General features: G+C 71.8%; 15 protein-coding genes. 4 read left to right on the top strand and 11 right to left on the bottom strand.

The features are described 5' to 3' along the window. Nucleotides 1-14: 14 nt before the first annotated feature. A complete protein-coding gene (locus tag ACFQV6_RS19500) occupies nt 15-878 on the bottom strand; it encodes an SMP-30/gluconolactonase/LRE family protein (protein ID WP_378028934.1) in 864 nt (287 codons plus the stop codon). After that, nucleotides 875-1,642, bottom strand: a complete 768-nt coding sequence (locus ACFQV6_RS19495; protein WP_378028933.1) for an IclR family transcriptional regulator — start codon at nt 1,640-1,642, stop codon at nt 875-877. Before ACFQV6_RS19495 ends, ACFQV6_RS19500 begins: the two co-directional genes overlap by 4 nt. A gap of 77 nt (nt 1,643-1,719) precedes the next feature. On the opposite strand from ACFQV6_RS19495, the gene ACFQV6_RS19490 reads away from it, so the two are divergent. After that, a complete protein-coding gene (locus ACFQV6_RS19490; RefSeq protein ID WP_378028932.1) occupies nt 1,720-3,435 on the top strand; it encodes an IlvD/Edd family dehydratase in 1,716 nt (571 codons plus the stop codon). A 26-nt stretch (nt 3,436-3,461) separates the two neighbouring features. Here the strand turns inward: ACFQV6_RS19490 and ACFQV6_RS19485 are convergent, their stop codons facing one another. From ACFQV6_RS19485 to ACFQV6_RS19475, 3 genes are read right to left on the bottom strand one after another with little or no spacing between them, the layout of a single operon-like run. After that, nucleotides 3,462-3,722 (bottom strand): hypothetical protein, encoded by a 261-nt coding sequence (locus ACFQV6_RS19485; RefSeq protein WP_378028931.1) that lies wholly within the window; start codon nt 3,720-3,722, stop codon nt 3,462-3,464. A gap of 50 nt (nt 3,723-3,772) precedes the next feature. Continuing rightward, the gene (locus ACFQV6_RS19480) at nt 3,773-7,792 is read right to left on the bottom strand and encodes a hypothetical protein (protein ID WP_378028930.1); all 4,020 of its coding nucleotides are present in this window, start codon (nt 7,790-7,792) and stop codon (nt 3,773-3,775) included. Next, nucleotides 7,779-8,126 carry a hypothetical protein gene (locus tag ACFQV6_RS19475; protein WP_378028929.1) on the bottom strand — a complete coding sequence of 116 codons (348 nt, stop codon included), beginning with the start codon at nt 8,124-8,126 and terminating at the stop codon, nt 7,779-7,781. Before ACFQV6_RS19475 ends, ACFQV6_RS19480 begins: the two co-directional genes overlap by 14 nt. Before the next feature lie 189 nt (nt 8,127-8,315). Here ACFQV6_RS19475 and ACFQV6_RS19470 point away from each other — a divergent pair, with 189 nt between their 5' ends. After that, a complete protein-coding gene (locus ACFQV6_RS19470; protein WP_378028928.1) occupies nt 8,316-8,753 on the top strand; it encodes a hypothetical protein in 438 nt (145 codons plus the stop codon). A 237-nt stretch (nt 8,754-8,990) separates the two neighbouring features. Here ACFQV6_RS19470 and ACFQV6_RS19465 read toward each other — a convergent pair whose 3' ends face one another. Next, entirely contained in the window at nt 8,991-10,283 is a 1,293-nt protein-coding gene (locus ACFQV6_RS19465) for a GAF domain-containing protein (RefSeq protein ID WP_378028927.1), read from the bottom strand. Between the two features lie 162 nt (nt 10,284-10,445). Then, the gene (locus ACFQV6_RS19460; protein WP_378028926.1) at nt 10,446-11,273 is read right to left on the bottom strand and encodes an ATP-binding protein; all 828 of its coding nucleotides are present in this window, start codon (nt 11,271-11,273) and stop codon (nt 10,446-10,448) included. Nucleotides 11,274-11,463: 190 nt separating this feature from the next. Here ACFQV6_RS19460 and ACFQV6_RS19455 point away from each other — a divergent pair, with 190 nt between their 5' ends. Both ACFQV6_RS19455 and ACFQV6_RS19450 read left to right on the top strand, forming a co-directional pair. Beyond that, entirely contained in the window at nt 11,464-14,076 is a 2,613-nt protein-coding gene (locus tag ACFQV6_RS19455; protein WP_378029050.1) for an ATP-binding protein, read from the top strand. A gap of 210 nt (nt 14,077-14,286) precedes the next feature. After that, complete coding sequence (locus ACFQV6_RS19450; protein WP_378028925.1) at nt 14,287-16,200, top strand: glycoside hydrolase family 15 protein; 1,914 nt, start codon at nt 14,287-14,289, stop codon at nt 16,198-16,200. A gap of 4 nt (nt 16,201-16,204) precedes the next feature. On the opposite strand, the gene ACFQV6_RS19445 is transcribed toward ACFQV6_RS19450, so the two are convergent. Genes ACFQV6_RS19445 through ACFQV6_RS19430 form a run of 4 tightly spaced genes read right to left on the bottom strand, consistent with a single transcriptional unit; the run spans nt 16,205 to nt 26,038 of the window. Further along, complete coding sequence (locus tag ACFQV6_RS19445; protein ID WP_378028924.1) at nt 16,205-17,242, bottom strand: hypothetical protein; 1,038 nt, start codon at nt 17,240-17,242, stop codon at nt 16,205-16,207. A gap of 11 nt (nt 17,243-17,253) precedes the next feature. After that, complete coding sequence (locus ACFQV6_RS19440) at nt 17,254-22,551, bottom strand: AAA family ATPase (RefSeq protein WP_378028923.1); 5,298 nt, start codon at nt 22,549-22,551, stop codon at nt 17,254-17,256. Further along, nucleotides 22,548-24,722: a CHAT domain-containing protein gene (locus ACFQV6_RS19435; RefSeq protein WP_378028922.1), complete on the bottom strand. Its 2,175-nt coding sequence runs from the start codon at nt 24,720-24,722 to the stop codon at nt 22,548-22,550. The genes ACFQV6_RS19440 and ACFQV6_RS19435 overlap by 4 nt, the downstream gene beginning before the upstream one ends. Beyond that, the gene (locus ACFQV6_RS19430; RefSeq protein ID WP_378028921.1) at nt 24,719-26,038 is read right to left on the bottom strand and encodes a hypothetical protein; all 1,320 of its coding nucleotides are present in this window, start codon (nt 26,036-26,038) and stop codon (nt 24,719-24,721) included. Before ACFQV6_RS19430 ends, ACFQV6_RS19435 begins: the two co-directional genes overlap by 4 nt. Between the last annotated feature and the right edge of the window lie 60 nt (nt 26,039-26,098).

The raw sequence follows: 26,098 nt of genomic DNA, 5'->3' as shown, positions 1-26,098 counted from the left end.
AACGCTCCGGTGGCTCAGAGGGCGGGATTCCAGTACGGGGTGGGCAGGCCGGTCACACCGACCCGGGCGGTGAACAGCCGGCCGGACAGCGGGTGTTCGGCGAGGCCGGCGGGGGAGAGGTCCTGGGTGGCGGTGGTGATGACCAGGATGTCGAGGTCCGGGCCGGCGAAGGCGGCGCTGGAGGTGTGCGGTGCGTCCACGTCGACCACGGCGATCAGCTCGCCGGCTGGGGAGCGGCACTCGACGCGGCCACCGCCCCAGACGGCCAGCCACAGGTTGCCCTCGGCGTCCACGCACAGGCCGTCGGGGTGCCCGTCGGTGACTCTGAACAGCTCCGACCGGGCGCCGGCGGGGTAGTCGCGGGCGTAGACGGTGTGCGACATGGTGTCGACGCTGTAGAAACGGTCACCGGCCGGACTCCAGGCCAGGCCGTTGGAGAGCGTCAGGTCGTCGTCGATCGTGGTGCAGTCGCCGTTCTCGAAGCGGACGAGGATCTCCCGGTCGCCGCCGAGGCTGCCGACCAGGAACCGTCCGGCCGGGTCGACGGCGCCGTCGTTCAGGCGATTCGGTGCGCCTTCCGGCAGGACGCGCGCGAGGTGCGTACGCGTGCCGTCGTTCTTGACGTGGGTCAGTGTCTCCTTCTCGGCGACCAGCAGGTCGCCCGTCTCCGCCACGGCGACCGCGCCCACGCTCTGCTCGAAGGACCAGGTCGTGACCGTCCGGATCTCACCGGTCGTGGTGTCCAGGCGGCCCTCGTGCACGTCGCCCGCCATGATGTCCACCCAGAGCAGCCGCTCGCGGGCGGCGTCCCACACCGGGCCCTCGCCGAGGAAGTAGGCGCCGGTTCCGCCGGGCTGAGCGGTGAAAAAGCTGGTCACGGGATCTCCGTTTCGCCGGCCACGATCGCGCGGATGGCGGGCAGGTCGTCGGCGAGTTTGCGCACCGGGATGCGGTAGGCGAGGCCGCTGATGCTGATCGCACCGCTCGGCACTGTCGGTGAGGTGAGGTGGACCGGAACGGCCAGGCAGTTGACGCCGGGTTCGTTCTCCTGGTCGTCGACGGCGTACCCGTTCGCGCGGGCCTTTTCGAGCTCGGCGTGCAGCTCCTCGGCGGTGCCGGCGGAGCGCTCGGTCCGCCGGACCAGGGGCTGGTCGCCGATCCAGTCGCGGACCGCCTGCTCGTCGCGGAGCAGACCGGCGAGCAGCACCTTGCCGACGGCGGTGCAGTGTGCGGGGTTGCGGCCGCCGATGACCGAGGTGAGGCGGACCGCTCCGACGGACGGGTCCAGCTTCGATCGGTAGACCACTGATCGGCCGTCGAGGGTGGCGTAGTGGACGGTTTCGCCGTATCTGTCGCACAGGGCGCGCAGGATCGGCATGACCCGGACGTGGTCGGGACGCGCCTCGTGGTGGGCGAAGGCCAAGCGCAGGAACTCGTCGCCGAGCACGTACCGGCCGTAGCCGTCCCGGCCGGCGAAACCGGCCCGGCGCAGTGAGGCCAGAGCACGGTGAACGGTGGGCTTGGCGCTGGCGACCGCACGTGCCATCTCGTCCAGGCCGATGCCGTCGGGATGGCGGGCCAGTTCGGCCAGCACGGCCAGGACCCGGTCGGACCCGACCAGTCGGTCCTCTTGCTCCGTCACGATTCCGGATGGTAGACCGATGTTCCGGCAGAATGAAAGCATGGAGCTTTCGGAGGTGGACGATTCGGAGGTGGACGATGCAGCCACGGCGCAGCGCTCAGTGGTACGGCGGCGACGACCGCAACAGCTACATCCACCGGGCCTGGATGCGGCGCGGCCTGCCGGCCGACGCGTTCGACGGCCGCCCGCACATCGCCATCGCCAATACGGCCTCCGACCTGACCCCGTGCAACGCCCACCTCGACGAGGTGGCCCGGAGCGTCTCCGACGGCATACACCAGGCCGGCGGCATCCCGCTGAACCTGCCGGTGGTGTCGCTGGGTGAGACGCAGGTCCGGCCCACCGCGATGCTGTGGCGCAACATGGCCGCGATGGCGATCGAGGAGATGCTGCGCGCCAACCCGATCGACGGCGTGGTCCTGCTCGGCGGCTGCGACAAGACCATTCCCGCGCTGCTGATGGGCGCCGCCTCGGTCGACCTGCCGGCGGTGGTGGTGCCGGGCGGCCCGATGTTGACCGGCACCTTCCGCGGTGTCCCGCTCGGCTGCGGCACCGACGTGTGGAAGCTGTCCGAGGAGGTCCGGGCGGGCACGCTCAGCTCGGCGGAGTTCCAGCGTTCCGAGTCCTCGATGATCCGCAGCAAGGGCCACTGCAACACGATGGGCACCGCCTCGACGATGGGCCTGCTCGCCGAGGTGCTCGGCATGACCCTGCCCGGCGTGGCCGGCACCCCGGCCCCCGACAGCCGCCTGCTCGAGGCCGCCCATGCCACCGGTGTGCTCGCCGTCGAACTCGTCGACAAGGGCAGGCGGCCCAGCGAGGTGCTGACCCGCGGCTCGTTCCTCAATGCCATCGTCGCGCTCGCCGCCCTCGGCGGGTCAACCAACGCGGTGGTGCACCTGCTCGCGATCGCCGGGCGGCTCGGCGTGCCGCTGACCCAGGACGACTTCGACCGTACGGGTGCCGGTGTGCCGTTGCTCGTCGACCTGCTGCCGGCCGGCCGGTTCCTGATGGACGACCTCTACCGGGCCGGTGGCCTGCACGCGGTGCTCGCCGAGGTCCGTGACCTGCTCGACCCGGCGGCGATCACGGTGACCGGGCGCCCGCTCGTCGACCACCTGGACGGAGCACTCGTCTACGACCGGGAGGTGATCCGGGCCCGCGAGGAGCCGTTGCAGCCGCACGCGGGCATCGCGGTCCTCTACGGCAACCTGGCCCCGGACGGTGCGGTCATCAAACCGGCCGCCGCGTCACCGCACCTGCTCCAGCACCGCGGCCCGGCGGTGGTCTTCGACTCGGTCGAGGACCTGCACGCCCGCCTCGACGACCCGGATCTGGAGGTCACCGCCGACTCGGTACTGATCCTGCGCGGTTGCGGGCCCAAGGGATATCCGGGCATGCCGGAGGTGTCGAACATGCCGTTGCCGGCCAAGCTCCTCGAACAGGGGGTGCGGGACATGGTGCGGATCTCCGACGGGAGGATGAGCGGTACGGCGTACGGAACAGTGGTCTTGCATGTGGTCCCGGAAGCCGCCGCCGGTGGTCCCCTCGCCAAGGTCCGGACCGGCGACATGATCATCCTGGACATCGCGAACCGGCGCCTCGACGTCGACATCCCGGACGCCGACCTCGAAGCGCGCGAACCCTCACCGGCAGCGGTCGCCGCCTTCGCCAACCCCCGCCGCGGGTGGGAACGCCTTTACGTCGACACGGTCGGGCAGGCCGACACCGGCGCCGACAACAGTTTCCTGCTCGGCGCCAGCGGCGATCGGGTGTCCCGCGAATCCCACTGACCCGGAACCTGGAGAAGGCGGGCGGCTCAGGCGTACACCTGCTGTTTGATCTTTTGATCTGATCGGCCGGTCCGCAGGCTGCACGGACCGGCCGGGTGCCAGGTCTTCATCGCGTCGATGTTGGCCTGCGCGGACGGGTCACCGTCACACATACCCTTGCCCTGTACGCAGGCGAACTCGCCGCTGGAGCGGTTGACGCCGAGCAGGCGGTAGGTCTTTCCGGCGGCGAGGCCGCGGTTGATGGCGCGGCGCGAGGCGAGCCACATCGCGGCGCCGGCGAGGAGCACGAGGCTCTCGGTGACGGTCAGCGCCCAGTAGGGTTCTGACTGTCAACGCTCTAACTTTCCGCGCCGGCTTCGGAGAGCCGTGGCCACCACCGCTCCGCGGAGGCGAGTGCGTCGAGACACTGCTCGGCGAGATCGTCCCTGATCTCCGCCGGAACGAGGTCGAAGACCGACGCCAACAGGGCGAAGCAGTCGTTCAGGTCGACGCCCTCCAGGCAGCGGCGCAAAACGTCCATCCGTTCGGGATCGAGCTCACCCTGCCAGAGCAGGGCCGCCTGCTGGAGCAGAAGCTGGCGGCCCCGGACGTCGTTGGTGTCGCGGAACAGGTGAGCGAGAGCGATCCGGCGCGGCCGAGGCGGCAGGTGCGCGGCAAGCGGACCGAGGAACAGGACCCGGGCTCGCTGATCGTGGATCGCTCCCACTGCCTCGACCGCCTCGACCAGCAGGTTGTCCGGTATCAGGTGCAGCGCTTCGCGGGGGAAGCCCGCTCCGGTCCGGCCGCCTGTCAGCATCCGGACTGCCGAGATCGAACGTAGCTGGAGCGGTTTCGGCAACAACCGGAAGGCGCGGATCGCGATCGGTGCGATCCGGCGCAGGGCGGGAGCCACCGTGGCGCCACTCGCGGCCTCGTCGAGAAGTGCTGTCGCTTCCAGGAAGAGGTCACGCTGCCGCACCGGATCCGGGACACGCGTGGAGAGGTCGGCGAGCAGGAAGGCCCTCACGAGTGAATACGGGAACTCCCCGGCTGCGGCGTAAGCCTCATCGAGGACCGCGTCGCGGAGTTCCGGTGACAGCCATTCGACGATCTCGCCGAGCGCGTACGCGCGGAGATCGGTGAAGTCGTCGGCACGTGCGGCGTCGAGCGCGGCCTGTGCCGCTCGCGTCCGTTCGCCTTCGGGCAGTACCGGGAGCAGCCGTTTCAACCCGTAGTAGCGGATGTTGGCGGACTCGGCGTCCAGGATCGCGTCGAGAGCCGAGGTCAGTACGGCTCCGGCGTGCCCGGGTTCGCACACCCGCGCCAGCTCAACGGCTGCCCGTGCTCGGTCGACGTCGTTCAGCAGGCCGTTGATGTGGTGTTCGGCCTCCGCGATCAGAGGAGGCCGACGGTCTCGCGGACGGGTCCCGGCGATCCGGGCGAGAAGCATCGCGCGCCCGAACTCGTCCGTGATCGACTGGACCACGGTGAGAGCACGCCCGAGAAGCCGGTCCGGGATCGTGCCGGCGATCCTCGCCACCAGCCCATAACGCTCGACGGAGCTGGACCACCCGGCGGCCTCGTCGAGCAGGCGCGCGGCGGTCAGCCCGCTCACCGGGCGGGTGGCCAGCGTCATGAGCGGAGCGGTCCGGTTCTCCGCGTCCAGTTGCTTGACGGCGCGCAGGAGATCCTCGCTGAGATCCAGCGGAATGGAACCGGCCAGCGCTGTCAGGGCCTCGGCGCGGGCCGCGTGGCCGGTGATGGCCTCGGCCGCGGTCAGCAGGCGAGCAAACGGCGGCTCGGTCCAGGTGGCGTCGGCCAGCGTCTCGATCATCCGTGCTCGCAGCCGGTGATCCGGGTCGTGTTCGCACAGGCGGAGGGCCCGGCTGAGGGCGTCCTGCCGGGCACCGTCCCCGAGGAGCTCGACGATGTCGAGCATGTCCCAGACCGGGTCCGCCCGCGGGTTCAGGCCGGCCCGGACCGCGAGCGCCTCCTCGAGGATCCCGTTGCGCTGATGCGCGCCGGCGGCGGTGCCCACCCAGACCAGGGCGCTGGCACGCCACTCGAGGTTTTCGGTGGTCCGGGCCGCTGCGAGGGCCTCGGCAACAACGTCTTTCCGGGTACGGTCGTCCAGCCCTTCCGCGACGACAGCGAGGGAGATGGCTCGGTCGTCCGGGTCGGCGGGACGCCTGGCCAGTGTCAGCAGCCGCTCTGCCGGCGTGGCCGCCGGCAGCGGGGTCAGGGCGCGCAGCAGGTCGGTGTCCACGGGCTGGATCGCCTCGGTGTCCAGCCGGTCGGTGAACGCCCTGACCTGCGCCGGCGGTAACAGGGGCATCAGCTCGGCGAGCAGGGGCCCGGCCGCGTAGGTGGAGTCGAGCAGGGGCTCGGCGAGGGCGAGCACCCGCAGGAGAAGGTCCTCGGGAAGAAGGGGCAGGATGTCCCGCAGCCGCGAGATTTCCTCGCCGTCGTCCTCGACTGCCTCGGCGACCGCTGCGACGGCGACCGCCAGCAGATCGTGCGGGGCATCCCGGTCCAGCAGCTCGACGAGGGTGACATACAGACCCGCCCGTTCCTCCGGGTCGGTGGTCGCCGCGGCGACGGCCACCGCGTCGGCCTGTGCCCGGGTTCGTTCCGCTTCCGGCAGCCACGGCAGAAGGGAGGCGAGCAGCACGACGCGGTGCAGGTCCCACAGCAGGTGGGCGGCGTGGTTCAGCGCCTGCCGGCCGGTCCAGACGCCGCTGCGGACCATCCTGGTGATCAGGTCCGGCGGGATGCTGTTGGTCAACGAGACCACGGCGGCGGCGATCACCGAGTACCGGACCTCCAGGCCCAGCCGGACGCTCTGGCCCCGGCCGAGCCGGGCGTCGTTGTCAGCGGCGGCGAGCCGGTACGCGCGTTGCACGTCGGCCAGGTAGTCGGCGAGGGTCCCGGCCCGGTCATGTGCCGCGTACCAGCGGTTGCGTACGCCGCCGCCGGTGCCGGTGATCTCCTCGGCGAGCAGCTGGTGCAACTCACCGGCGCGTCCGGCTCGCTCCAGGTGGTAGGCGAGGTTGCGCAGACCGTACCCATCGATGTTCTCGTCCGTCGCCCGCCGGTAGAGATCGGCGATGCGCGCGTGGGCTTCCCGGGCCCAGCCGGCGAGCCGATGCGCCTCCGCCAGGTCGGCGTCCCACCGCGGCTCGGCCGTCGCACCATGAAGGTAGTCACGCAGCGAGACGTGGTAGATGCCGTAGGACGGCACCCCGGCGGTGTCCGGCACCGCGGTGAGGAAGGGACGCAGCGCCCCCGAGCACAGCCTGTCGACGAGCCCGGGGTCGGTGAGCCCGGCGAGCCGGGCCAGCTGATCAGGCGGCAGCGGCTCGGTGACCGCGGCGAGCGTCGCGGTCAGGCGAGCCCGCGCGGACTCGCCGTCGAACAGGTCCGGGCGCAGCGCCTCGGTGTAGTAGCCGATCAGATCCGACGGGAGGTTTTCGAGGTCATCGATCTGCCGCATCCCCAGGCGCAGCTCATTGAGGATGTACCGCAGGTAGACCCAGACACCGCCGCAGCGCTTCAGCAGCCGTTCGGCGAACTGGTCCTCCGGCACCTCCCGCTCGGCGAGCTGCGCGGCGATCACCGGATCCGACGTGGCGGTCTGCCGGATGAACAGGCGCATGTCGTCGAGGTTGCGCTTGTCGGTCAGCTCGAACGTGGTGTGCTCCCACGGCAGGCGCATACCCATGAGGCGCTTGCCGGTACGGCACGTCACCACCATGATGACGCCGGCCGGCAGCCGGGTCGGCAGTCCCAGAGGGAGTTCGCCGTCGAACGACTCGGCCTCGTCCAGCCCGTCGACGATCAGCACCAGCCGTTCGCCGCGAGCCGTGGCGGCCGTACCGCCGGCTTTGAGAACCTGCTCGAACCAGCCGGGCTCGCCGGCGGTCTCCGGCAGGACACCTCCCGGCGCGAACTGTTCCGACAGTTGGTACCCGGCGATCACCTGCGCCGCGAGATTGCGGAGTGCGGTGGTGGCATAGCGCCCGCGCTGGCGGCGGGTGAAATGGCACGGCCACCCGCGATCGGCGGCCAGCCAGGCGGCGACCATGGTCTTGCCGACCCCGGCCGGTGCCTGGATCACCACATAGCCGCGGTTGTGCCGTTCGATGAACCGGTCCACCCGCTCGATCAGCCACTCACGGCCGGCGAACCGGTCGACCTCGACCTCGTCGAAGACCGCCCCCGGATCGATCCACACATCCCTCAGCCGGGCGAAGCTCCCGGTGAACACATTGCCGGTGATGACGTCCCGGCCGGCCTGCATGATGACCGAGCCGCTGCGCGCACTCGCCCTGAGGTCATGGGCCGCACCATCGCCCGCCGCACTCTCAGCGGTCGCCATCGTGCTCCTCGGGGCGAGGCAGCGGCGGAGTCGGCTGCCGGCCCGGCAGGATCACATCGTGCTCGGCTCGCACTGTCCGGCCCGGCAGGATCACGTCGCGGCCGGCCTGCACCACCTGGCCACCTCGGGACGCCCGGGCGGTCAGGCCCCCGGTCCGGCCCGGCTCCTCCGACCGGCTCACCACCACCTGTAGGACGACGCCGAGAACCACCAGGGCGCCGAGAACCGTGAGCAGTACGACGTTCCAGTTCGAAGTGACCACGTTGGTCACCACGCCGACCGCCGCGCTGACGAGCACGCTCACCGACGCCGCCAGGATCCGTCCCCTCGCCATGGCGCCCTCCGGGCTCCGAAACTGGTCGACACCTCGATGCTAGAGCGGCGTTCGAACCTGGACCATCGCCCGATTCGGCCGGACGAATCGTGACCGTGGGGAGGGACATCCGCCGCTGCAGGTGTCGGCGACGCGGGAGCGGGTAGCTGACAGATGATCGGGAACGTCGATAAACGGAGGCGAAGCGGCATGGCTGCTACCAAGACTGCCAAGAATCCGACGAGCGGGAACGACACACCGAACACCCCGGAGGTCAGCGAGAGCAAGATCGCGCGGATGAAGGCGTCCGACTTGCGGACTCGGCTGGCGCGGCGGGGCGTCAAGGGTACGGCTGACATGAAGAAGCCGGAGCTTGTCGAGAAGTATGTGAAGGCCGAGCTGAAGTCGGCGAAGAGCGCCAAGAAGAACGCGCGGTCCACCAAGAACCCGACGAGCGGGAACGACACTCCGAACACCCCGGAGGTCAGCGAGAGCAAGATCGCTCGGATGAAGGTGGCGGACCTGCGTGCTCAGCTGTCGCGGCGTGGGGTCAAGGGTACCGCTGACATGAAGAAGCCGGAGCTTGTCGAGAAGTATGTGAAGGCCGAGCTGAAGTCGGCGAAGGCCGGCAAGAAGTCCGGTAAGTAGCTGCGTCTCGGGTGCGGGAGGGCTGCGGTCGCCGTGACTTCTGGATCTTGGACAGTTGGACCGGCTATAGGCGGCTTGATTGTCCAAGATTGACTGGAGCTGCGTTGATAAAGGGCGGTGGCGGCGCCGCCTGACGGCCCGCAAGGCTGCGGCGGCGGGCGCCCCGGGGCCAGCGGTTGAGGGGGGTGGGCGGCAGGTGGGGCGGTTGAGTGGGTGGGGCGGTTGAGTGGGTGGGGGTCAGCGGTTGAGGTAGGCGGCCAGGCCGCCGAGTTCTTCGCTGGCTATGAAGACGGAGCGGACGTTGATGATGGCTTCCTCGACGTGGGAGGAGCAGCCCCATGCCGCGTCGCCCCAGGAGTCGGCGATTTTGATCTCGGCCGGGGAGGTGCAGCCGGCGGCGCCGCCGAGCTGGCAGTGGTCGGGGTGTGGGGTGGCCGACTGGGCGGCTGCGGCGGTGCGCATCCGGGCGGTGAGCTCGGCTGCCGCGGCGGCGCGTTGTTCGGCTTCGGCGCGTAGTTCGCGTTCTGCGCGCACTGCTTTGGCCAGTTCCTCGTTGGCTGACTTGGCGAATGCTTCGGCGGCCAGTCTTGCCTGCTCGTCGTGGTGACGTTCGATGGCGAGGGCGGCGGTGCCGGCGAAGACCCGGGCGAGGGCCAGGTCGGTGTCCTGCGGGACGCGGGGAGTGCGGTGGTACATGGCGAAGGTGCCCAGCAGGCTGCCGTCGCGGGCCAGGATCGGCGTGGACCAGCAGGCGGCCAGCCCGGCACGGCCGGCCAGGTCCCGGAAGTCGGCCCAGAACGGGTCCGTGGTGATGTCGGTGACGATCACCGGTTGCCGGCGGTGGGCGGCGGTGCCGCACGAGCCGACACCCTCACCGGTGGCGATGCCGTCGATGGCCTCGTTGTAGAAGTCGGGGAGGCTGGGTGCGGCCCCGTGGCGCAGGTGGCTGCCGTCGGGGTCGGCGAGCAGTACGGAGACGAGCACCTCTTCCGGGGCGAGGTTCTCGATCGAGCGGGCCATCCCGTCGAGCACCTCGGTCAGGGGTGCCTGGCGGGCGATCTGCTCCAGCAGGGCTCGGTGTTCGGCCATCAGTCGCTGGGCCTGTTTGACCTGGGTGATCTCCATGCCGATCACGTGGATCCCGGCAACGGTGCCGTCGGCGTCCCGGCGCGGTTCGTAGGTGAGGTCGAAGAACGCCTCCCGCGCGTCCGGGCCGGAGCCGAGCACGACCCGGATGTCACGGCCGGTGTAGGGCTCACCCGTGCGGTAGACCTGGTCCAGCAGGGTGATGAAACCCTGATCGGTCAGGCCGGGTGCCAGCTCCGTGAGCGGGACCCCGGTGTGGGCGTCCTCTTTGCCGATGGTGGCGAAGAACGCGGGGTTCGCCGACTCCACCAGGTGTTCCGGACCGGTGAGCGACGCGAAAACGGCTGTGGACTGCCCGAACAGCGCCCGCTGATCCTCGTCCGTTCCGTGCCCGGCGCTTGCGGGAGCCCCAGCGGCTGACTGCCGACCTGATACCGCCGTCATCGTGTGATTGCCTCTTATTCTGCGTACGTCGCGTGCGAGGTCACCAACCTACGGTATGGCGCCCCGTACTGCAGGTTTGCGGCTCGCCACGGTCACTCCCGGCGTAACCATCGTGGCCGGACGACCTTCACTCCCGGCGTAACCATCGTGGCCGGACGACCTTCACTCCCGGCGCGAACATCCGCGGATCGTGGCCCAGACGACCTTGCCGTGCCGGGTGGGCATCGCGCCCCACACGGTGGCGGCCGCGTGCACCGCCCGCAGGCCCAGGCCGCGCCGGCTCAGAGTGTCAGGTGTCATCGGGTCACGGGTGAGCAGTCGAGGCAGCCCCGGGTCGCCGTCGCACACCGCCAGATGGACTCCGTCGCCCCGGCGGGAGAGTAGGACGGTGATCGGGGTGCCGGCGTGCTGGACCGCGTTGTTCACCAGTTCGGAGATCACCAGGCGGGCCCGGTCGCGCAGGTCCGGAACCCGCCAGGCCACGCAGATGTCGGAGACGAGGTTGCGGGCTCGCGTTGCCGCGTGGGCGTCCGGGGCGAGGTCGAGTTGCATCCGGCCGGTCAGCGGCAGCCGTTGCGCGGCGGCCGTGCACGCCTGGGCCACGGTGGGAAAGATCGGCAGCGACCGGACCACGCCGAGGCGGTACAGCCGCTGGGTCAGCCTGCTGTCCTCCGGTACACACGCCAGCACCTGCACCGCGGGATCCATGGCGGCACCCAGGCGCCGCGCGGTCATCCACATCGGCGCGCTCGTCGCATGGCTGTCGGCCAGGGCTGTGAGGTCGAGGATCAGAGCGGCGGGATGCTCGCTCAGGCACTTGTGCATCGCCGTGTCCGTCGTGCGCAGCAGCCCGCGCCCCCAGGCGCCGTGCACCCCGAGCACGGCTGTGGACGCGCCCACGTCGAGGCAGACGCTGACACCGTCGCCCTGGCCAGGGGCGTACTGGTCCAGCAGATAAGGAGGCTGCACACCGGGCACAACCGGTGTCACGCGGCGGCGGTACGGCGCCCGCGGTTTACCGGCACCATGCGCTCATACGGGCACTATGGGCATTGCCGGACTCCGGTCGCTGTGTAGATAACTCCGGCGTACAGGTTTGAGACCGGCAAAAGGGGCAATCCCGGCGGGGAAATCATCGGTCAAAGGAGCTTGGCAGCCGATTCGGGGTGCGGTCGTGGCGATGGTCGACGATGCGATTCTGGGTGATCCCGCACGTCTGGCCGCGGTGCACCGGGCGCGTCGCGCGTTGCCGGCCCAGCCGATCCCGCTGACCGCCATCGCGCGGCTGGCGGCCCGCCTGCTGCACGCGCCGATGGCGTCGGTGACGCTGGTTGGCCGCGACGAGGGATTCTTCGCCGGTAGCCATGGCCTGCCGCAGTCGCTGACCACGGACGGCCGGGCGCCCATCGAGTACTCGGTGTGCAAGTACATCGTCATTCAGGATCATCTGGTGGTGTGCGAGGACATGCTGCACGACGACATCAGTGATCTGCGTGAGCATCCGCTGGTGACCGAGTACGGCGTCCGGTCGTTCCTCGGCGTACCGGTGCGCGACGACGCCGATCGTCTGCTCGGCTCGATGACCGTGCTCGACACCACGACCCGGCAGTGGACCGACGACGACCTGACGACCCTGCTGGAGATCGCCGAGCTTCTGCGCCCGCCCGCACCCGTCGAGGCCGCCGACCAGGTGGCGTCGCTCGACAGCGCCGCGCTGCTGGACAGCGTGCAGGAGGCGGTTCTCGCGGTGGACTCGGACGGGACCGTCGTCGGTTTCAACCGTGCCGCGGAGGATCTCCTCGGATTCAGCCGGGCCGAGGTGTGTGGCAGACACCTCGACGACAGCCTGTTGCCCGGCTACGACGGGCAGCCGATCGGTGCCGCGCTCGAGCGGCTGTTCGCGGCGGGGCCGCGCCGGCCGGTGCTGCGCCGGGTCAGCGTCCAGCGGCGCGACGGGCACCGGCTGACGGTCGCGGCGTCGCTGTCGGTGGTGCACGGTGCGGCCGGGGCGCTGGCGTGCGCCTTCCTCACCGACTTGACGCAGCAGATCGCCGCGGAGAAACAGCAGGCCGCTGCGGAGGAACAGCAGGCCGCCGCGGAAGAGCTGCGGGCCGCTGCGGAGGAACAGCAGGCCGCTGCGGAAGAGCTGCGGGCGGCCGCGGAGGAGCGGGCGGACCACGACAGCAGCTTCCTGATCGCTCTGCTGGACAGCCTGTCGGTGGGAGTCCTCGCCTGCGACGAGGCCGGCCAGGTGGTCTTGATGAACCGGGTGCTGCGCGAGATCCAAGGAGTGCCGCTCACCGCGGCGGTTCCGGCCGACTATCCGGCGCTGGTACGGGACGTGCTCCACGACGCCCGGATGCGGCGGCTCCCGTGGGAGGACGTCCCGCTGATGCGGGCGTTGCGCGGCGAGAGCGTGGACGGTTTCGACGTGGTGACCGCTGCCCCCGGGGAGCCGGTGCGCACCTTCGCCACCACCGCCCGGCCGATGATCGCCGGCGACGGGCGGCTCCTGGGTGCGGTGGCGGTGGCACACGAGCTGACGGCGATCCGCCGCGCCGAACGGTTCCGCGCCTGCCACCTCGCCGTGGAGGATGCTCTTCGGGCCGCGGACTCGGAGACCGACGCCGCTGCCGCCGTCCTGGAGACGGTCGGCACCGCTCTGGGCTGGCCGTACGCGGAACTGTTCCTGATCAACGAGGGCACCGGACAGCTGCACCCGGCCGGTCAATGGGACGCGTCCGGCGACGACCCGGACGGTTTCCTCGGCGATACTCCCGTTCACGGTGCCGGGGTCACCGGCCGGGTCTGGCGCAGCGGCCGGGCGATGTGGGTCGCCGACATCGCCGCCGACACCGAGCTGAACACGCCGTACGAGCAGGCGAGGGTGCAGGCGTGGCTGCGGCACGGCATCCACACCGTCCTGGCCGTCCCGGTCCGCGACGGCGGAACCCTGCTCGGTGTTCTCACCTGCTACGCGGACGCCCCGGAACAGCACGAGCAGCTGCTCACCGTGCTGCTGGACGGTGTCGCGGCTCAGTTCGGCGTCTATGTGGCGCTGCGCCGCGCCGAACAGCTCACCCGGCAGCTCGCCCGCGCCCAGGACGACCTCATCGCCCTGGTCGGCCACGAGATGCGCACGCCGCTCACCTCGATCGCCGCGAACGTCACCATGCTGGACGAGGAGGCCGGCTTCCTCGACGAGGATCACCGGCAGATGTTGCACTCGGTCACCCGTAACACCGCGGCATTGCAGCGGGTCGTCGACAAGCTGCTCGACCTCGCCGGTCTCGACTCCGGTCACCTCGGGCTGGCGATCGGTGAGGTCGATCTCGCGGCGATCGTCGCCGAGGCGGTCGCCGGGGCCCGCCGGTCCGCCGCGGACACCGGCGTCCTGCTGCGCACGGACCTGCCGGCGCGGGTACTGCTGGACGGGGACGCGCGCCGGTTGCGGCAGGTGGTCGACGATCTGCTGTCGAACGCCGTGAAGTACAGCCCGCTCGGCGGGGAGGTGCGCATCGAGCTGATCGCGGGCGGGAGCATGGCCGAGCTCTGCATCTCCGATACCGGAATCGGTACGCCGGCCGAAGAGCGTGACCGGGTCTTCGACCGGTTCTTCCGTGGCAGCAACGTTCGTCATCAGGGGACTACCGGCAGCGGGCTCGGGCTGAGCCTGGCCCGCACGATCGTCCGGATGCACGGCGGGACGATCCAGCTGACCGCCAATCAGCCGTCCGGTACGGCGGTTCACGTCCGGCTGCCACGGGCGGAAGCCGGCCGCCCGGAAGCCTGAGCCGGGATGGGCTGACCCGGCTCATGAGCCGGCGGCTGCCGGCGGCCTTGCGGTGCGGGTGGCTGTGCCGCGCGATTGTCCGAGGGCTTTTCGTGGGTCGTACGAAAAAGGGATCTTGAAGTTGAGGCCACCCTTGGGGGATGAGGCGCGTGGGGGTGGTGGTCGTGACGATGATGCCGAGGGCACCGTGCCGATCGGACGGAGTGCGGCATGTCGGACAAAGTTGGACAACAGCAGGTGGATGGCGGATCGCGGGAGCAGAGCGCGGCAGCCCCGTCGCCGTTTCCGCCGATCGCCGACCACGCGTTTCTCTCCGACTGTCACACCGGGGCGCTGATCGCACCGGACGGGTCGGTCGCGTGGCTGTGCGTGCCGAGCTTCGACTCACCGAGCGTGTTCGGCACCGTGCTGGACCGGCAGGCCGGCTACTTCCGGCTGGCACCGTTCGGTATCAACCACCCGGCCGCCCGTGCCTACGAGCCCGGGACGAACGTGCTGGTCACCACGTGGAAGACGCCCACCGGCTGGGTCGAGGTGCGCGAAGCGCTCACCATGGGGCCGCACGACGGTACGGACGAGGTCACGCCGCACACCCGCCCGCCGGCCGACGACGACGCCGACCACATGCTGGTGCGCACGGCGCGCTGCCTGGAGGGCACCGTCGAGGTGGAGCTGGTCTGCGAGCCGGTGTTCGACTACGGCCGGACGCCAGCGGTGTGGACCCTCGATGCGGACGCCGGCCGGCACACCGCCGAGGCGAGCGGAGCCGGTCAGAGCCTGCGGCTGCGGACCGACCTGGCGCTGGGCGTCGAAGGTGATCAAACTCGGGCACGGCGCACCCTGTACGCGGGTGACGAAGTCTTCTGTTCGCTGTCCTGGGCGGCCGGACCCGCCCCGGTGCCGAGCCTCGACGACGCCCGCGGCAGGCTGGCCGCCACCTCGCGGTACTGGCGCTCGTGGCTCGACCGCGCCCGCATGCCCGACCACCGGTGGCGTGACCCGATCCAGCGCTCCGCCCTGGTGATCAAAGGGCTGTCGTACATGCCGACCGGTGCCACGATTGCGGCGCTCACCACGTCGCTGCCGGAGACGCCGGGCGGCGAGCGCAACTGGGACTACCGCTACACCTGGATGCGGGACTCGACCTTCACGCTCCAGGCGCTGCACTATTTGAATCTCGACTGGGAGGCGAACGAGTTCATGCAGTTCGTCGCCGACCTCGAGCCGAACGCCGACGGTTCCCTGCAGATCATGTACGGCATCGACGGCCGGCGCGACCTGACCGAGTCCACCCGAGACGACCTGTCCGGATATGCCGGCGCCCGCCCGGTGCGGATCGGCAACGGGGCCTTCGACCAGCGGCAGAACGACGTGTTCGGCGCTGTACTGGACTCCGTCCTGCTGCACAGCCGCCGCAGCCAGCGCCTGCCCCGGCGGCTGTGGTCGCTCGTCGAGTCGCAGGCACGCTGCGCCATGGCGATCTGGCGGGAACCGGACCAGGGCATCTGGGAGGCGCGGGGCAAGCCGCAGCACTATGTGTCGTCCAAGCTGCTGTGCTGGGTCGCGATGGACCGGGCCGCCAAGCTGGCCGAGATCCGATCGGACGCCGCCCTGGCCGAGACCTGGCGGGCCAGCGCCGAGGAGATCAAGCAGGACGTCCTGGCACACGGCGTGACCGACGCCGGCGTGCTGCGCCAGCACTACGAGACCGATGCGCTGGACGCGTCCACGCTGCTGGCGGCGATGTTCGGCTTCTTCGACCGCGGCGACCCCCGGCTGCACGCCAGCGTTCTCGCGATCGCCGACCAGCTGACCGAGAGCGGCTTCGTGCTGCGCTATCGCACCGAGGAGACCGACGACGGCCTGTCCGGGCGGGAAGGCTCGTTCCTCATCTGCTCGTTCTGGCTGGTCTCGGCGCTGTCCATCGTCGGGGAGGAGCAGCGCGCCCGCGATCTGATGGAACGGCTGCTGCGGGTCGCCTCGCCGCTCGGGCTCTACGCGGAGGAGTTCGACGTGGAGACCGGGCGCCACCTGGGCAACTTCCCGCAGGCGTTCTCCCATCTGGCGCTGATCGAGGCGGCGGCGCGGATCATCGTCACCGAGTTCGAGAAGGAGTTCTCCTGACTCCTCACTCCGCGTGGATGAGCAGCGCCGCCATGTCGAGGTCGCGGACGGTCATGGCGTCCGGCAGGCCGTGGGTCTCGACCAGGCCGCCGACCGTCACCGTCCGCTCCTCGCCGGCGGCGCCGAGGGAGAAGCTGTCCAGCTCGTCGCGGATCAGGCGGGCCACCCGCCTGCGGTCGTCGGGGGTCAGGTCGGCGGAGAGCACCACCCTGGTCAGTACGTCGGCGCGGATCTGCTGGAACCGGTCGGCCTGGCCGAGCAGCTGGGCCTCCTGAGCCTGGCCGATCAGGACGTCCCACTCGGGGAAGCGCCAGTCGTCGCGTTCCGGCATCACCTCGAGGCGCAGCACCAGGTGGTCGAGGCCGGCGATCGGTTCGCCGCTGCCGGTGTCGACGAGGCGGCCGTGGGAGACGGTGAACGAGCCCGCCGGCAGCTCGCCGGTCGTGGCGAGCGCGCCGACCAGGTGGCCGGGTTGCAGGCCCTGCGCGTCGGCGGTGAGGCTGCGCTGGAGGGCCAGGACCGGGCGCTGCCCGCCGGCCTCCATCCGCTCGTCGATGCGGTTGATGCCGTTGGCGACCTTGCCGGCCACCGCGGCGACGGTGGACAGCGGCGGAGTGAGCAGGGAGGAGAACTCGCCGACGATGTCCAGGGCCATGGCCAGGTCGTCGTTGCCGGCCACGTCGAGCAGGGCGACCTGCAGGTCGACGGTGCCGCCGGCGTACGGCAGGAGCGCGGTGAGCGGGATGTCCCGGCGGATACCGGGGCCCTCCTGTCCCTGCGGCGGCCGGATGACGGTGGGCAGGACGGTGCCGGGGCTGCCGGCGAAGGAGAGCCGCACCGAAGCCTGGAGTGCGGGATAGCGGTCGGTCGCGGAGCGACGGTCCTGGGCGAGTGACATCTCCGACAACCACAAACGCAGATAGCCACGGTACGGGCGGACCGGCGCGCCGCCGTCCGCGAAGAAGGCGTCCACCAGTGGTTCGGACTTCGACGACCACCATTCCTTGACACGGGTCCAGAGCCGATCGGCGGGTGTGGACATGTCAGCCCCCTTCAGGCGACGAAGTGCAACACGTGCAGGGCGATCTCCCGGGCGGCGGCGGCCTCACCGCGCTGCACGCCGTACCGGACGATCTCGGTCTTGACGGCGTCGATCGCGCCGGCCACCGCACGGCGGCCGGGCAGCCCGGACCGGTCGGCGAGCCGGCGAGCGAGCTGCCGGGTCACCGGGGTGACCAGGTCGAACGGCAGCGCCGGCAGGACGACGAGGATGGTGGCGCCGGTCGCGGCGACGTCGACGGCGAACTGGCGGAGCAGGCTGAGGTGCAGGTCGTCGACGTGCGGGGGAGCGTCGTAGGGCAGGTCCTGCAGGACGATCAGCGGGCAGGTCGCGGCGTCGATCTCGTCGGGGGCCAGCAGCCAGTCGGTGGGCGCCTTCTCCAGCCGGACGCGGCCGTCGAGGCGCAGCAGGACACCGTTGGAGGTGAGGACGGGCGTACCGACCCGGTGCCGGACCCGGTGCAGCGGGCCGCCGTCGACGGCTTCGATGCCGGTGGTCGCCAGGAGCTCGGGGGCCGGCAGGTGCTCGCCGTACCCGTTGCGCACCTGGGTGGCGCAGCCGGGCGCCGCCATGATGTCCACCCCGCCGTGCGTCCAGATGTGCGATGCGTCCCGCGGGGTGCCGGACGCGGTCCGGTGCCAGGTCAGCCGCCAGCTGTCGGTCCGGCCGGTGGCGGCGGCTATCGTGGCCTCCCAGTCCAGCGTCGCCACGTCGGGGGGCGTCACCAGCGTGCCGTAGCGAGGTCCGCTGCCGGAACCCCGCTGGGAGAAGACGTGGGAGGCAGCCTGCTCGGCGCTCGGCGGGCCGCCGATCTCGATGGACCAGCGGTCTGCGCTCGGCAACAGCAGCCACCGGGTCGCCGCCCGGGCGGGCCTGAGCGAAGCCACTGGTGCGACGGTGAGAGCCACGAGGCTGGCGTGTCCTCCGGCGACAGCCTCGGTCATTCCGAACGCCCAGATGAGCCGGCGTCGCACCACCGGTATCCGCGGAATACCCCAGAAGGCCACAGCGACCGCGCCCAGAGCGACGGCGATGACTGTCCTGCTGCCGGAGGTCCCGTTTCCGCCGCCCGCACGAGGCGGTTCGGGCAGGCTTGTCGTGGTGGGGCGGGGCCCCGGGAGATCTGATCCGGGCGTGGAGCCGACGGTCGGGGTGGGTTGGACCGCCCCGCTATGGGGGTCGTCCGCGAAGAACCACAGGAACAGCCCAGTCAGCGTGGCCACGATCAGTACGAGGAGGCCGAGCACCCCAGACGTGCGCACGAGCCGGGAACGCCGGACCGGCGCGGACGGATGACCCAGAGTAGAGAACCCATAGTCCAGAGGGGCGGGCTCGTCATCCAGAGGTGCGGGCGCATAAGCAGGCGGCGGCGGCCGATCTTCGATCTGCTGCGAGAACACCGCCCGGAACCGCGCCGGATCGACCTCCGGCGACCGCGGCCCCTTCGGCGGCTCGGGCAGCGTCTCCCCGGCGGCGAACGCCGCGGCCACCCGGCACCGGATCAGCCAGTCCCGCCACACCCCCTGATATCCGGTCGCCTCCGGCAGGTCCTCCCACGACGGCAGATCCGCACCGGTGTGCTCCCGGAACTCCTCGTAGTAGCCGGCCAGGTCCCGCCGCCCCCCGCCGTCGTGCAGGTGACCCGACACCAGGGTGGCGCAGACCTCCGCCTGGAAGGCGAGCACCGGACTACGGCCCCGTGCCAGCCGGGCGGCCAGGTCGAGCAGATCGAGCGCCTCCTCCGGCCGGCGCAGCGCACACAGCTCCCCGGCCTCCAGCGCCGCCGACGCCACCGACACGGGAGGGGCGGTGAGCAACGCCGTACGGAAAAGGGCTGAACCCACCGGCTCGGGATCGGTGAACCGGAAGTCAGCCGATGCGGGCTCGCCCGGCTGCAGCGAAAGCCAGTACCGCAGGTCGTCGAGGCCGGGGCCGGTTCCGATTCGCACCGCCTGCCGAACCGCGGCCGCCAAGTCGTCAACCGGCTTGGATCGGTTGCGTGGCCACGAGGCGGCGGGCAGGTGCACCCGTCCCGTTGTCGGGTCGATCCGCTGGCTGGACCACCAGGCCAGCCACATCGCTGTCTGCCACTCGGCACGGGAGTCGAAGGCCGGCGCGACGTCCTCGAGCAGCAGCCGGGCACCCCACAACCGTCCGCAGACACGCGGATCGCCGATCGCGCCGACCCCCGTCCCGGTGTAGCGGTTGAGCTGGTTGGCCAGCGACGCGGACATCGGCGTGCGCATCCGGCGGGCCAGCCGGGCGAGCGCCAGGTTGGCGAGCCGCTCGGTCGCGTCCTCGCCCCGGGCCGACCGGCTCGCCTTGCGGTCCTTCTCCAGCACCTGCTGGGCCCGGTCCGGGCGGCCCGCGGCCAGGTAGCCCTCGGCGAGGGTGACGAACAGCGGCGGTACCGCGTCGTGGATCAGCCGGTCCGGCCGGCGCTGCGCGGAGTAGCTGTGCAGGGCGGCGATCGCGTTCAGGCGCTCCACCGGGACGGTGCCGACGCTCAGCTCCAGCTGGAGGCACTGCGAGACCAGCCGTTCACCGTCGACGGTGGCCAGCCGGGTACGGCCCAGGAACAGCCACTGCTCCCGTTTCCGCGGGTCGGTCATCTCCGCGTACCGGCTGCCGAGCCGGGCCCGGTGCAGCCGGATCCAGGTCAGCGGGTCGGGCCGTCCGGGCAGGTCCGCGGCCGGTGGCCCGCCGTCACCGGAGCGGATCTGCACCTCGGCGGTGACCAGGTAGGACTCCGCCTCCCGGGCGTGCGACGCGGTCATCGTCGCCAGGGCCACACCGGCCGCGGCCGCGGCGTCGGGCGACAGATCGTGTGCGCCGAACCACCGGGTCGCGGTTTCGCGCAGCTCCGTGAGCACGGCGGGGTCGTTTTGCTCGGCGAGGGTCTCCAGCGCGGCCGCGATCGACGGGTTCAGCGCCGGGTCGATGTCCGGTTCACGCAGCAGCGCGACCACGTCGGTGAGCGGGTTCGGGAAGGACGGCTGACGGCGTACGGCAGCGGCGCCCAGAATCGCGCGGCGCAACAGCATCGCGGCCGAACCCGGCGCCCAGTCGTCGCCGGCCGGCGGCACCGGCAGATGCGCGGCGGCCACCGTTTCCGCCACCGCCTGCCAGGCCGCTTCGAGGTCGTCGAACGGGTTCTCCCGCCTGCGCACCGCGATCGCGGTGGCCGCGAGCCCAGCGGCCAGCAGCGGGCGCCCGGCGTCCTCGGCGAACTCTCCCCGCACCCGGGGCAGCACGTTGACCGCCCAGTCCCACCGTCCCTCAGCGGCGATCCGCTCCTCGGCGCCGCTCCAGAGCCGCGCCGCCTCTTCCGGCGCGACCAGCCGCAGCGCGGTGATGACGTGGTCCGCACCGATCCGGTCCAGGTCCTTCTCGGCCAGGTGTTCGGTGAGCCGCTGCGCGAGCCGGGTGCGGGCCGCGTCCAGCCGGGCCCGGCGCTCGGATCGTCCGGCCCATCGCAGCAGGCGGGGCAGGAGCAGCTCGGCGACCTGGAGGACACGATCGCCGGTGTCCGGGTGGGTGGCCGTCTCGACCCATTCCTGCTCGGCCAGCCTGGCGATCGCCGTCACGGCGGTGGTGCCGGCGTCGGCGGCGACCGGCGCGAGCAGTGTCTCGTCGAACCGGCCGAGCAGCGCCACCGCCGGCAGCAGCCGTTCCAGGGCCGGGTCCTGGAGTCGGCCGGCGATGCGGGCCTCCACGTAGGCGTCCTCACCCGCGGTGCGGAGGCGTTCGCCGGTGAGCGCGCGGTCGGACTGCCACCACGACCGGTAGAGCGCCAGGTCGAACGGGTTGTACCGGTCGCCGGGCCGGTCGCTGTGCCGGTCATTGGGCCGGTCGGCGGCGGCGATGCCGGCGGTGCGGCCGGCCTCCGGGGAGCGGGCCAGGATCGCCTCGGCGAGTTCGGCGGGCATCACGCCGGCGCCCAGATAGTCGAGGGCCTCCTCGCGGGTGAACCCGCGCAGCTCGGCCCGGCGCAGGTAGTCGCGCGGCGGCAGCGGGCCGGGCTCGGCCAGGCGCCAGCCGGCACCGCTGGAGGCCAGGTGCCGGCGGCCGGCCAGCAGGACCCGGACGCCGGGCGCGGCCGCGTGCACCTCTTCCAGCAGGGCGAAGGTACGGGCCAGCGCGGGCGCCTCGGCGTTGCCGGGGTGCATCTTGGCCAGCTCCTCGCAGGTGTCGAGGACCAGCACCACCGGCTGGGGCAGTGCCGCCAGGAACCGCCCGAACAGGCTGGTCGCCAGCCGCACGATCGGGTCGGCGTCCGGATCGCCGGTGGGCGGGCGGCCGGCGGCGGAGGCGTGCGCGCTGACCGCCATCTCGAGGAACGCGTCGAGCATCGCGCCCCGGATGGTGTCGTCGGCGTACGGCGCCAGTTCGTCGGCGAGCTCGACCAGCAGCTGCACCGGCCGGCGCATCGGATAGGCCGGGCTGAGATGGTCGAAGTCGACCCGGGCAACCGGGAACTCGGGGACGTGCTCGTCGCGGGCGAAGGCGCCGCTGGACAGGTAGCGGATCAGCATGGTCTTGCCGACGCCGCCCATTCCGATCAGGTGCAGCGCCCAGGCCCGGCCGGACCCGCGGATCAGCTCCCGGACCGCGGTGACCTGCTCCTCGCGGCGCAGGAAGCCGCCGAGTGCCACGGTGTCGTGGCGGCGGCGATAGCCCAGGTGCACCAGGCGCCGGGCCCGGACCACCGCGGAGGCCAGGTGCGGTGCGAGCGGGCCGAGGGCCTCCGCGGTGGACAGCGCCCGCATCGCGCGCGCCAGGTCGTCGGCGATCACCGCGTCGCGGACCCGGTCCAGCAGGGTGTCCCCGGCCACGTGGCCGTTGCCGGCCAGCACCAGTTGGGCCCAGTCGTGCACGGTGTCGCCGACGTCGTGGCCGTCGCTCTCGGCGTCCAGGATCCGCTCGGCGATGGTCGCCGCGGTGTGCTGCACGGTCTCCAGCCCGAAGTGGTCCAGGCATCCGGTGAGCAGCGACTCGCGGACGCTGTCGCGCGGCCAGAAGGTCTTGGTCTCGGAGCCGTCCTCGGCGATCGACTCGTTGAACTCGACGACCGACGCCTGCGCGGCGCGTTCCACGAACGCGCCGACCGGCGGCGCGGGGAACCGGGCTTGTTCAGCGACGTCGACGGTCCAGGCCGGTGGCAGCGCCAGCCACAGCGCCTCCTCCTGCCCCAGATCCCACAGGCCCGGTCCGGCCGCCGGCGCGTCGCGATCCATCTCGGCCACCAGTGCGGCGAGATCTTCGTGGGTCGGTGGCCGGCCGTCGGTCATGTGATGATCCCGTACGCCCGGAGTATCTCGTCGTCAGTGCTCGTGGTGAACCATGCGCGCTCCACCGCGAACTTGGCGAAGCGGCTGAGCCGGACCGGGTCGTACACCTGGTGGCTCTCCTCCATCTTCAGGCGCGCCACCTCGGCCCAGAGATTGTTCGCGACCCGGCGTGGTGCCAGCACCGTGGCCGGACCGCCGGTCGCGGGCGCCGGGTTGAGGTACCACCACTGGTACGCCAGCAGGTCCTCCTCGCTGTTGTTCCGCAGAGCCAGCTCCCGGAAGTTCCGGACGTCACGCAGCGACCACCAGCCCCCGCCGACGTTGGTGGCGGCGATCCCGGCCAGCCGCTGCTCGTTGGCGAGCGCCACCTTGCCGAACAGCACCGTCGGCAGGATCCGCGAGCCCGCGCCGAAGCCGGCCGGCCCCAGACCGCCCTCCTCCGCCAGAGCGTCGAGCGCATGGTCGTAGAGATGCACGTCGTCGAGGAGCAACAGCGGCCGGCAGGCCGCGGCGAACGGCCCGCCCATCGCGGCGGCGTCGGCGGCCAGCGTGAACAGGTCCTCCCGCAGCGGATCCGTGACCTCCTGGATCGACATGTCGTCCGGCGCCAGCCGGGCGAGGCGTTCGAGGCGGGCGATCATCGCGGCCGGCGGCAGGCCGGCGGGCACGTCCACGCCGGCGGCCAGCTGCGCCAGGGTCGCGCTCTGCCAGCCCTGGTCCACGCCGAGGGTCTTGCGCAGCCGCAGCACCCCGTTGGTGATCTTGAGGGCGAGAGTCCGGACGGTGGTGGGCGCCCGCCCCTTCACGAACGGGCCGATCAGGCAGGGGAGGTGACCGGCCCGGACCGCGGCCGCGGCCAGTTCCCGCAGCAGCCGGGTTCCGCCGTACGCGGCGCCGTCGTCACTCTGTGCGGCCAGGACCGCGAGCCCGTCCGCCGGGTCCAGCAGCCGGTCCAGGTCCTGGAAGAACTCGTCCCGCCCGTAGAACACCGGCGTCCAGTCCAGCCCGAGCTGGCACACCTTGTCGCGGATCATCCGGGACGCTGCGGTGTCGACGAGGGTGAAGCCCTCCGCGATCTCCGGGGTGACGAAGAGCGCCGGCAGCGCCCAGTCGAAGGGGTTGAGGTCGTCGACCTTGCGGCGGAACGCGACCCGGCGGCCCTCCCGCACCGCCCGGGCCAGCGGAGTCCCGTCCGAGACCGACGCCGCCACCGAGCGGGTGAACAGGCGGCAGGCGGTGTCCGCCACATCGCCGGCCATCGCGATCACGACCGGCACACCGTCGGCCACCAGGGTCGCGGCCAGCGGCGCGCCACCCTCGCTGTACGCCACCCCGCTCTCACAAGCGCTGATCACCACGGCCACCGGCGGCGGAGCGCTGCCCGCCAGGGCGCCGAACAGCTCCGGCCCGGTGACCTCGGCGCGGGCCGCCGTGTTCTCGTCCGAGCGCAACTCCAGCACCGCCCGCGACGCCAGCTCGTCCCAGCGGCCGTGCCCGATCAGGTGCACGATCTGCGGCTGGAACTCGGCGCAGCTCTGACCGATGCCGGCCAGGCTCGCATCGGTGAGCACCCGCTGCCGGATCGCGCCGCCACCGCGCTGGAGAGCGCGCAGCACCCCCATGAACTCGGCGCCGGGCCGGATCCGCGGATCGGTGAGCAGGCTTCCCACCGCGAACAGGACCCGGGGGATGGTGCGGATCGGCCGGTCCTCGACGGTGACCTTCGACTCCGGCACCTCGCGCAGGAAGACCACCGGCAGGTCCTCGCTCAGGGCCAGGTGCCCCTCGCCGTCGTGCATCAGCTCCCAGACCATCCGGTGCAGGGCACCGTCGGTCACCGGCCAGGACAGCCGGAACTCGAGGACGTCGGCCGGGTCGGCGCGGTCACGGACGACGGCCCAGGCCTCCTGACCGAGCAGGAAGTCGAACAGCAGCCGCCCGTAGGTCAGGACGTCGGCGGCGGTCGCGCTGCGGTCGGCGAGGCGGCCGGACAACCCGGGCAGCACCGCGGCGTCACCGGAATCCGCCCGGGCCGGCCACCAGCGGCCCTCCGTGTCGACGTGCGCCGGGATCGTCCGGTGCGCCACCAGGGTGCCGGCGGTGCGCACCGACACGTTCCAGAGCGGGCCGGACTCCGGCTGGTCCCGGCTGACCGTGATCGTCACTTTCACGGCTCCTCCTCGACGAGCGGGGAGAAGAGCACATCGGTCATCGAGCGGGCGGCGTCCCGTACCGTTCGCGGTGCCGGTGCGTCCGCCGCCCGTACCCCATCCGGCCCACATCCCGGCAGCGTCGCCAGCAGCCGGCGCCGCAACAGGTCCGCGTCCTTCTCGCCGGTGCCGTCGCGCCAGGCCGCCACCGCACCGGCCACGCACAACCGCGCCGCCTCGACGGTGGCCGAAGGCCGCGGCTCGGCCGGCGCCGTCAACTGGCGGCGCCACACCGCCGACGCCTGCCGCCACGCGGCGGCCTTTGCCGCTGCCACCGCGAGAGATTGCTGCCCCACCGGTACGGTCAGCAGCGCCGCGGCGACCCGCGGGACCCTGGCCAGCAGCCCGGCGACACCCGCCGCCGCCGGAGTCGGCTCCTCGGCAGGCTCCCCGGTGACCGCCGCCAACAGCGCGAGGCGCACCAGCGGCGGCGGATATCCCGGCGCCGGTGATCGCAGCTGCCCGTCGCCGGCCCGCAGCTCCAGCTCGCCGACCGCCCACGAGATCGCCGGGCCGACCATCACCGCCGCGTACGCGTCGGCGAACATCTCCACCGACCAGGTCTCCCACCGCAGCACCTCGTCCGGGCCCGCGCCGGCCTCCGCGGCAGCCGCCGCCACCCGGTCACGCGCCGGCTCGGCGCCGCCCGGCGACAGCTCGAACTGCACCTGATGCCCGGTCTCGTGTGCCAGCAGCACCAGCCACCACGGCCGCCAGGCCACCCGCTCCGGCAGCGCGATCACCGGGACCGGCATCGCCCGCACCTGCCCGGCGAGGACGCTGTCGCGCACCGCCAGCAGGTCGTGCGGCATGTCCACCCGCGGTGTCGTCGACGCCGACACTTGTGGATCCAGGTACGGCAGCGGGGCGGGCCCCGGCTTGCCCGCACCGGTCAACTGCCACGTCTGCGCCCAGCAGCTCCACACCACCTGGTCGGCGGCACGCAGCACGTCCTCCAGATGCGGCTGTCTGCGCTGGTCGAACCGCACGGCGAACCACCGCCACAGCCGGCGCACGAAGACGGTCCGCCGATCGGCGCGCCGGCACTCGTCGTAGACCTCGCCCGGGTCCCGGCCGGTCGCGATGCCGCTCAGGAACTCGCGGTTACGCTCCAGCGCCGGGCGCACCACCTCGGACAGGGTGGCGAGCTGCGTCGTGTACTGCCCGAGCGCGTCGACGCCGGCCGCCGCGGTGAACCACTCGTCGAGCTCCGCGATGAACCGGTCCACCTCGTCGATGGACTCGGCAACCCTGGCGACGCTCCGCGACCCGAGCACCCCACCACGTTAGGAGCGCCCGGACGCTGCGGGAACAACCTCGGTTATCAGATCTAGGAC

The sequence above is a fragment of the Actinoplanes sp. GCM10030250 genome (assembly GCF_042666575.1).
In the GTDB taxonomy this organism is placed as follows: domain Bacteria; phylum Actinomycetota; class Actinomycetes; order Mycobacteriales; family Micromonosporaceae; genus Actinoplanes.
Note: the sequence above shows the minus strand (reverse complement) of the source record. Positions and strands in the feature narration are given on the sequence as shown.

Bases quoted from the DNA above. Each gene is read 5' to 3' on its own strand.
- ACFQV6_RS19490 (WP_378028932.1), top strand. From the start codon at position 1,720: ATGCAGCCACGGCGCAGCGCTCAGTGGTACGGCGGCGACGACCGCAAC.
- ACFQV6_RS19480 (WP_378028930.1), bottom strand. From the start codon at position 7,792: ATGGCGACCGCTGAGAGTGCGGCGGGCGATGGTGCGGCCCATGACCTC.
- ACFQV6_RS19475 (WP_378028929.1), bottom strand. From the start codon at position 8,126: ATGGCGAGGGGACGGATCCTGGCGGCGTCGGTGAGCGTGCTCGTCAGC.
- ACFQV6_RS19470 (WP_378028928.1), top strand. From the start codon at position 8,316: ATGGCTGCTACCAAGACTGCCAAGAATCCGACGAGCGGGAACGACACA.
- ACFQV6_RS19465 (WP_378028927.1), bottom strand. From the start codon at position 10,283: ATGACGGCGGTATCAGGTCGGCAGTCAGCCGCTGGGGCTCCCGCAAGC.
- ACFQV6_RS19455 (WP_378029050.1), top strand. From the start codon at position 11,464: ATGGTCGACGATGCGATTCTGGGTGATCCCGCACGTCTGGCCGCGGTG.
- ACFQV6_RS19450 (WP_378028925.1), top strand. From the start codon at position 14,287: ATGTCGGACAAAGTTGGACAACAGCAGGTGGATGGCGGATCGCGGGAG.
- ACFQV6_RS19445 (WP_378028924.1), bottom strand. From the start codon at position 17,242: ATGTCCACACCCGCCGATCGGCTCTGGACCCGTGTCAAGGAATGGTGG.
- ACFQV6_RS19440 (WP_378028923.1), bottom strand. From the start codon at position 22,551: ATGACCGACGGCCGGCCACCGACCCACGAAGATCTCGCCGCACTGGTG.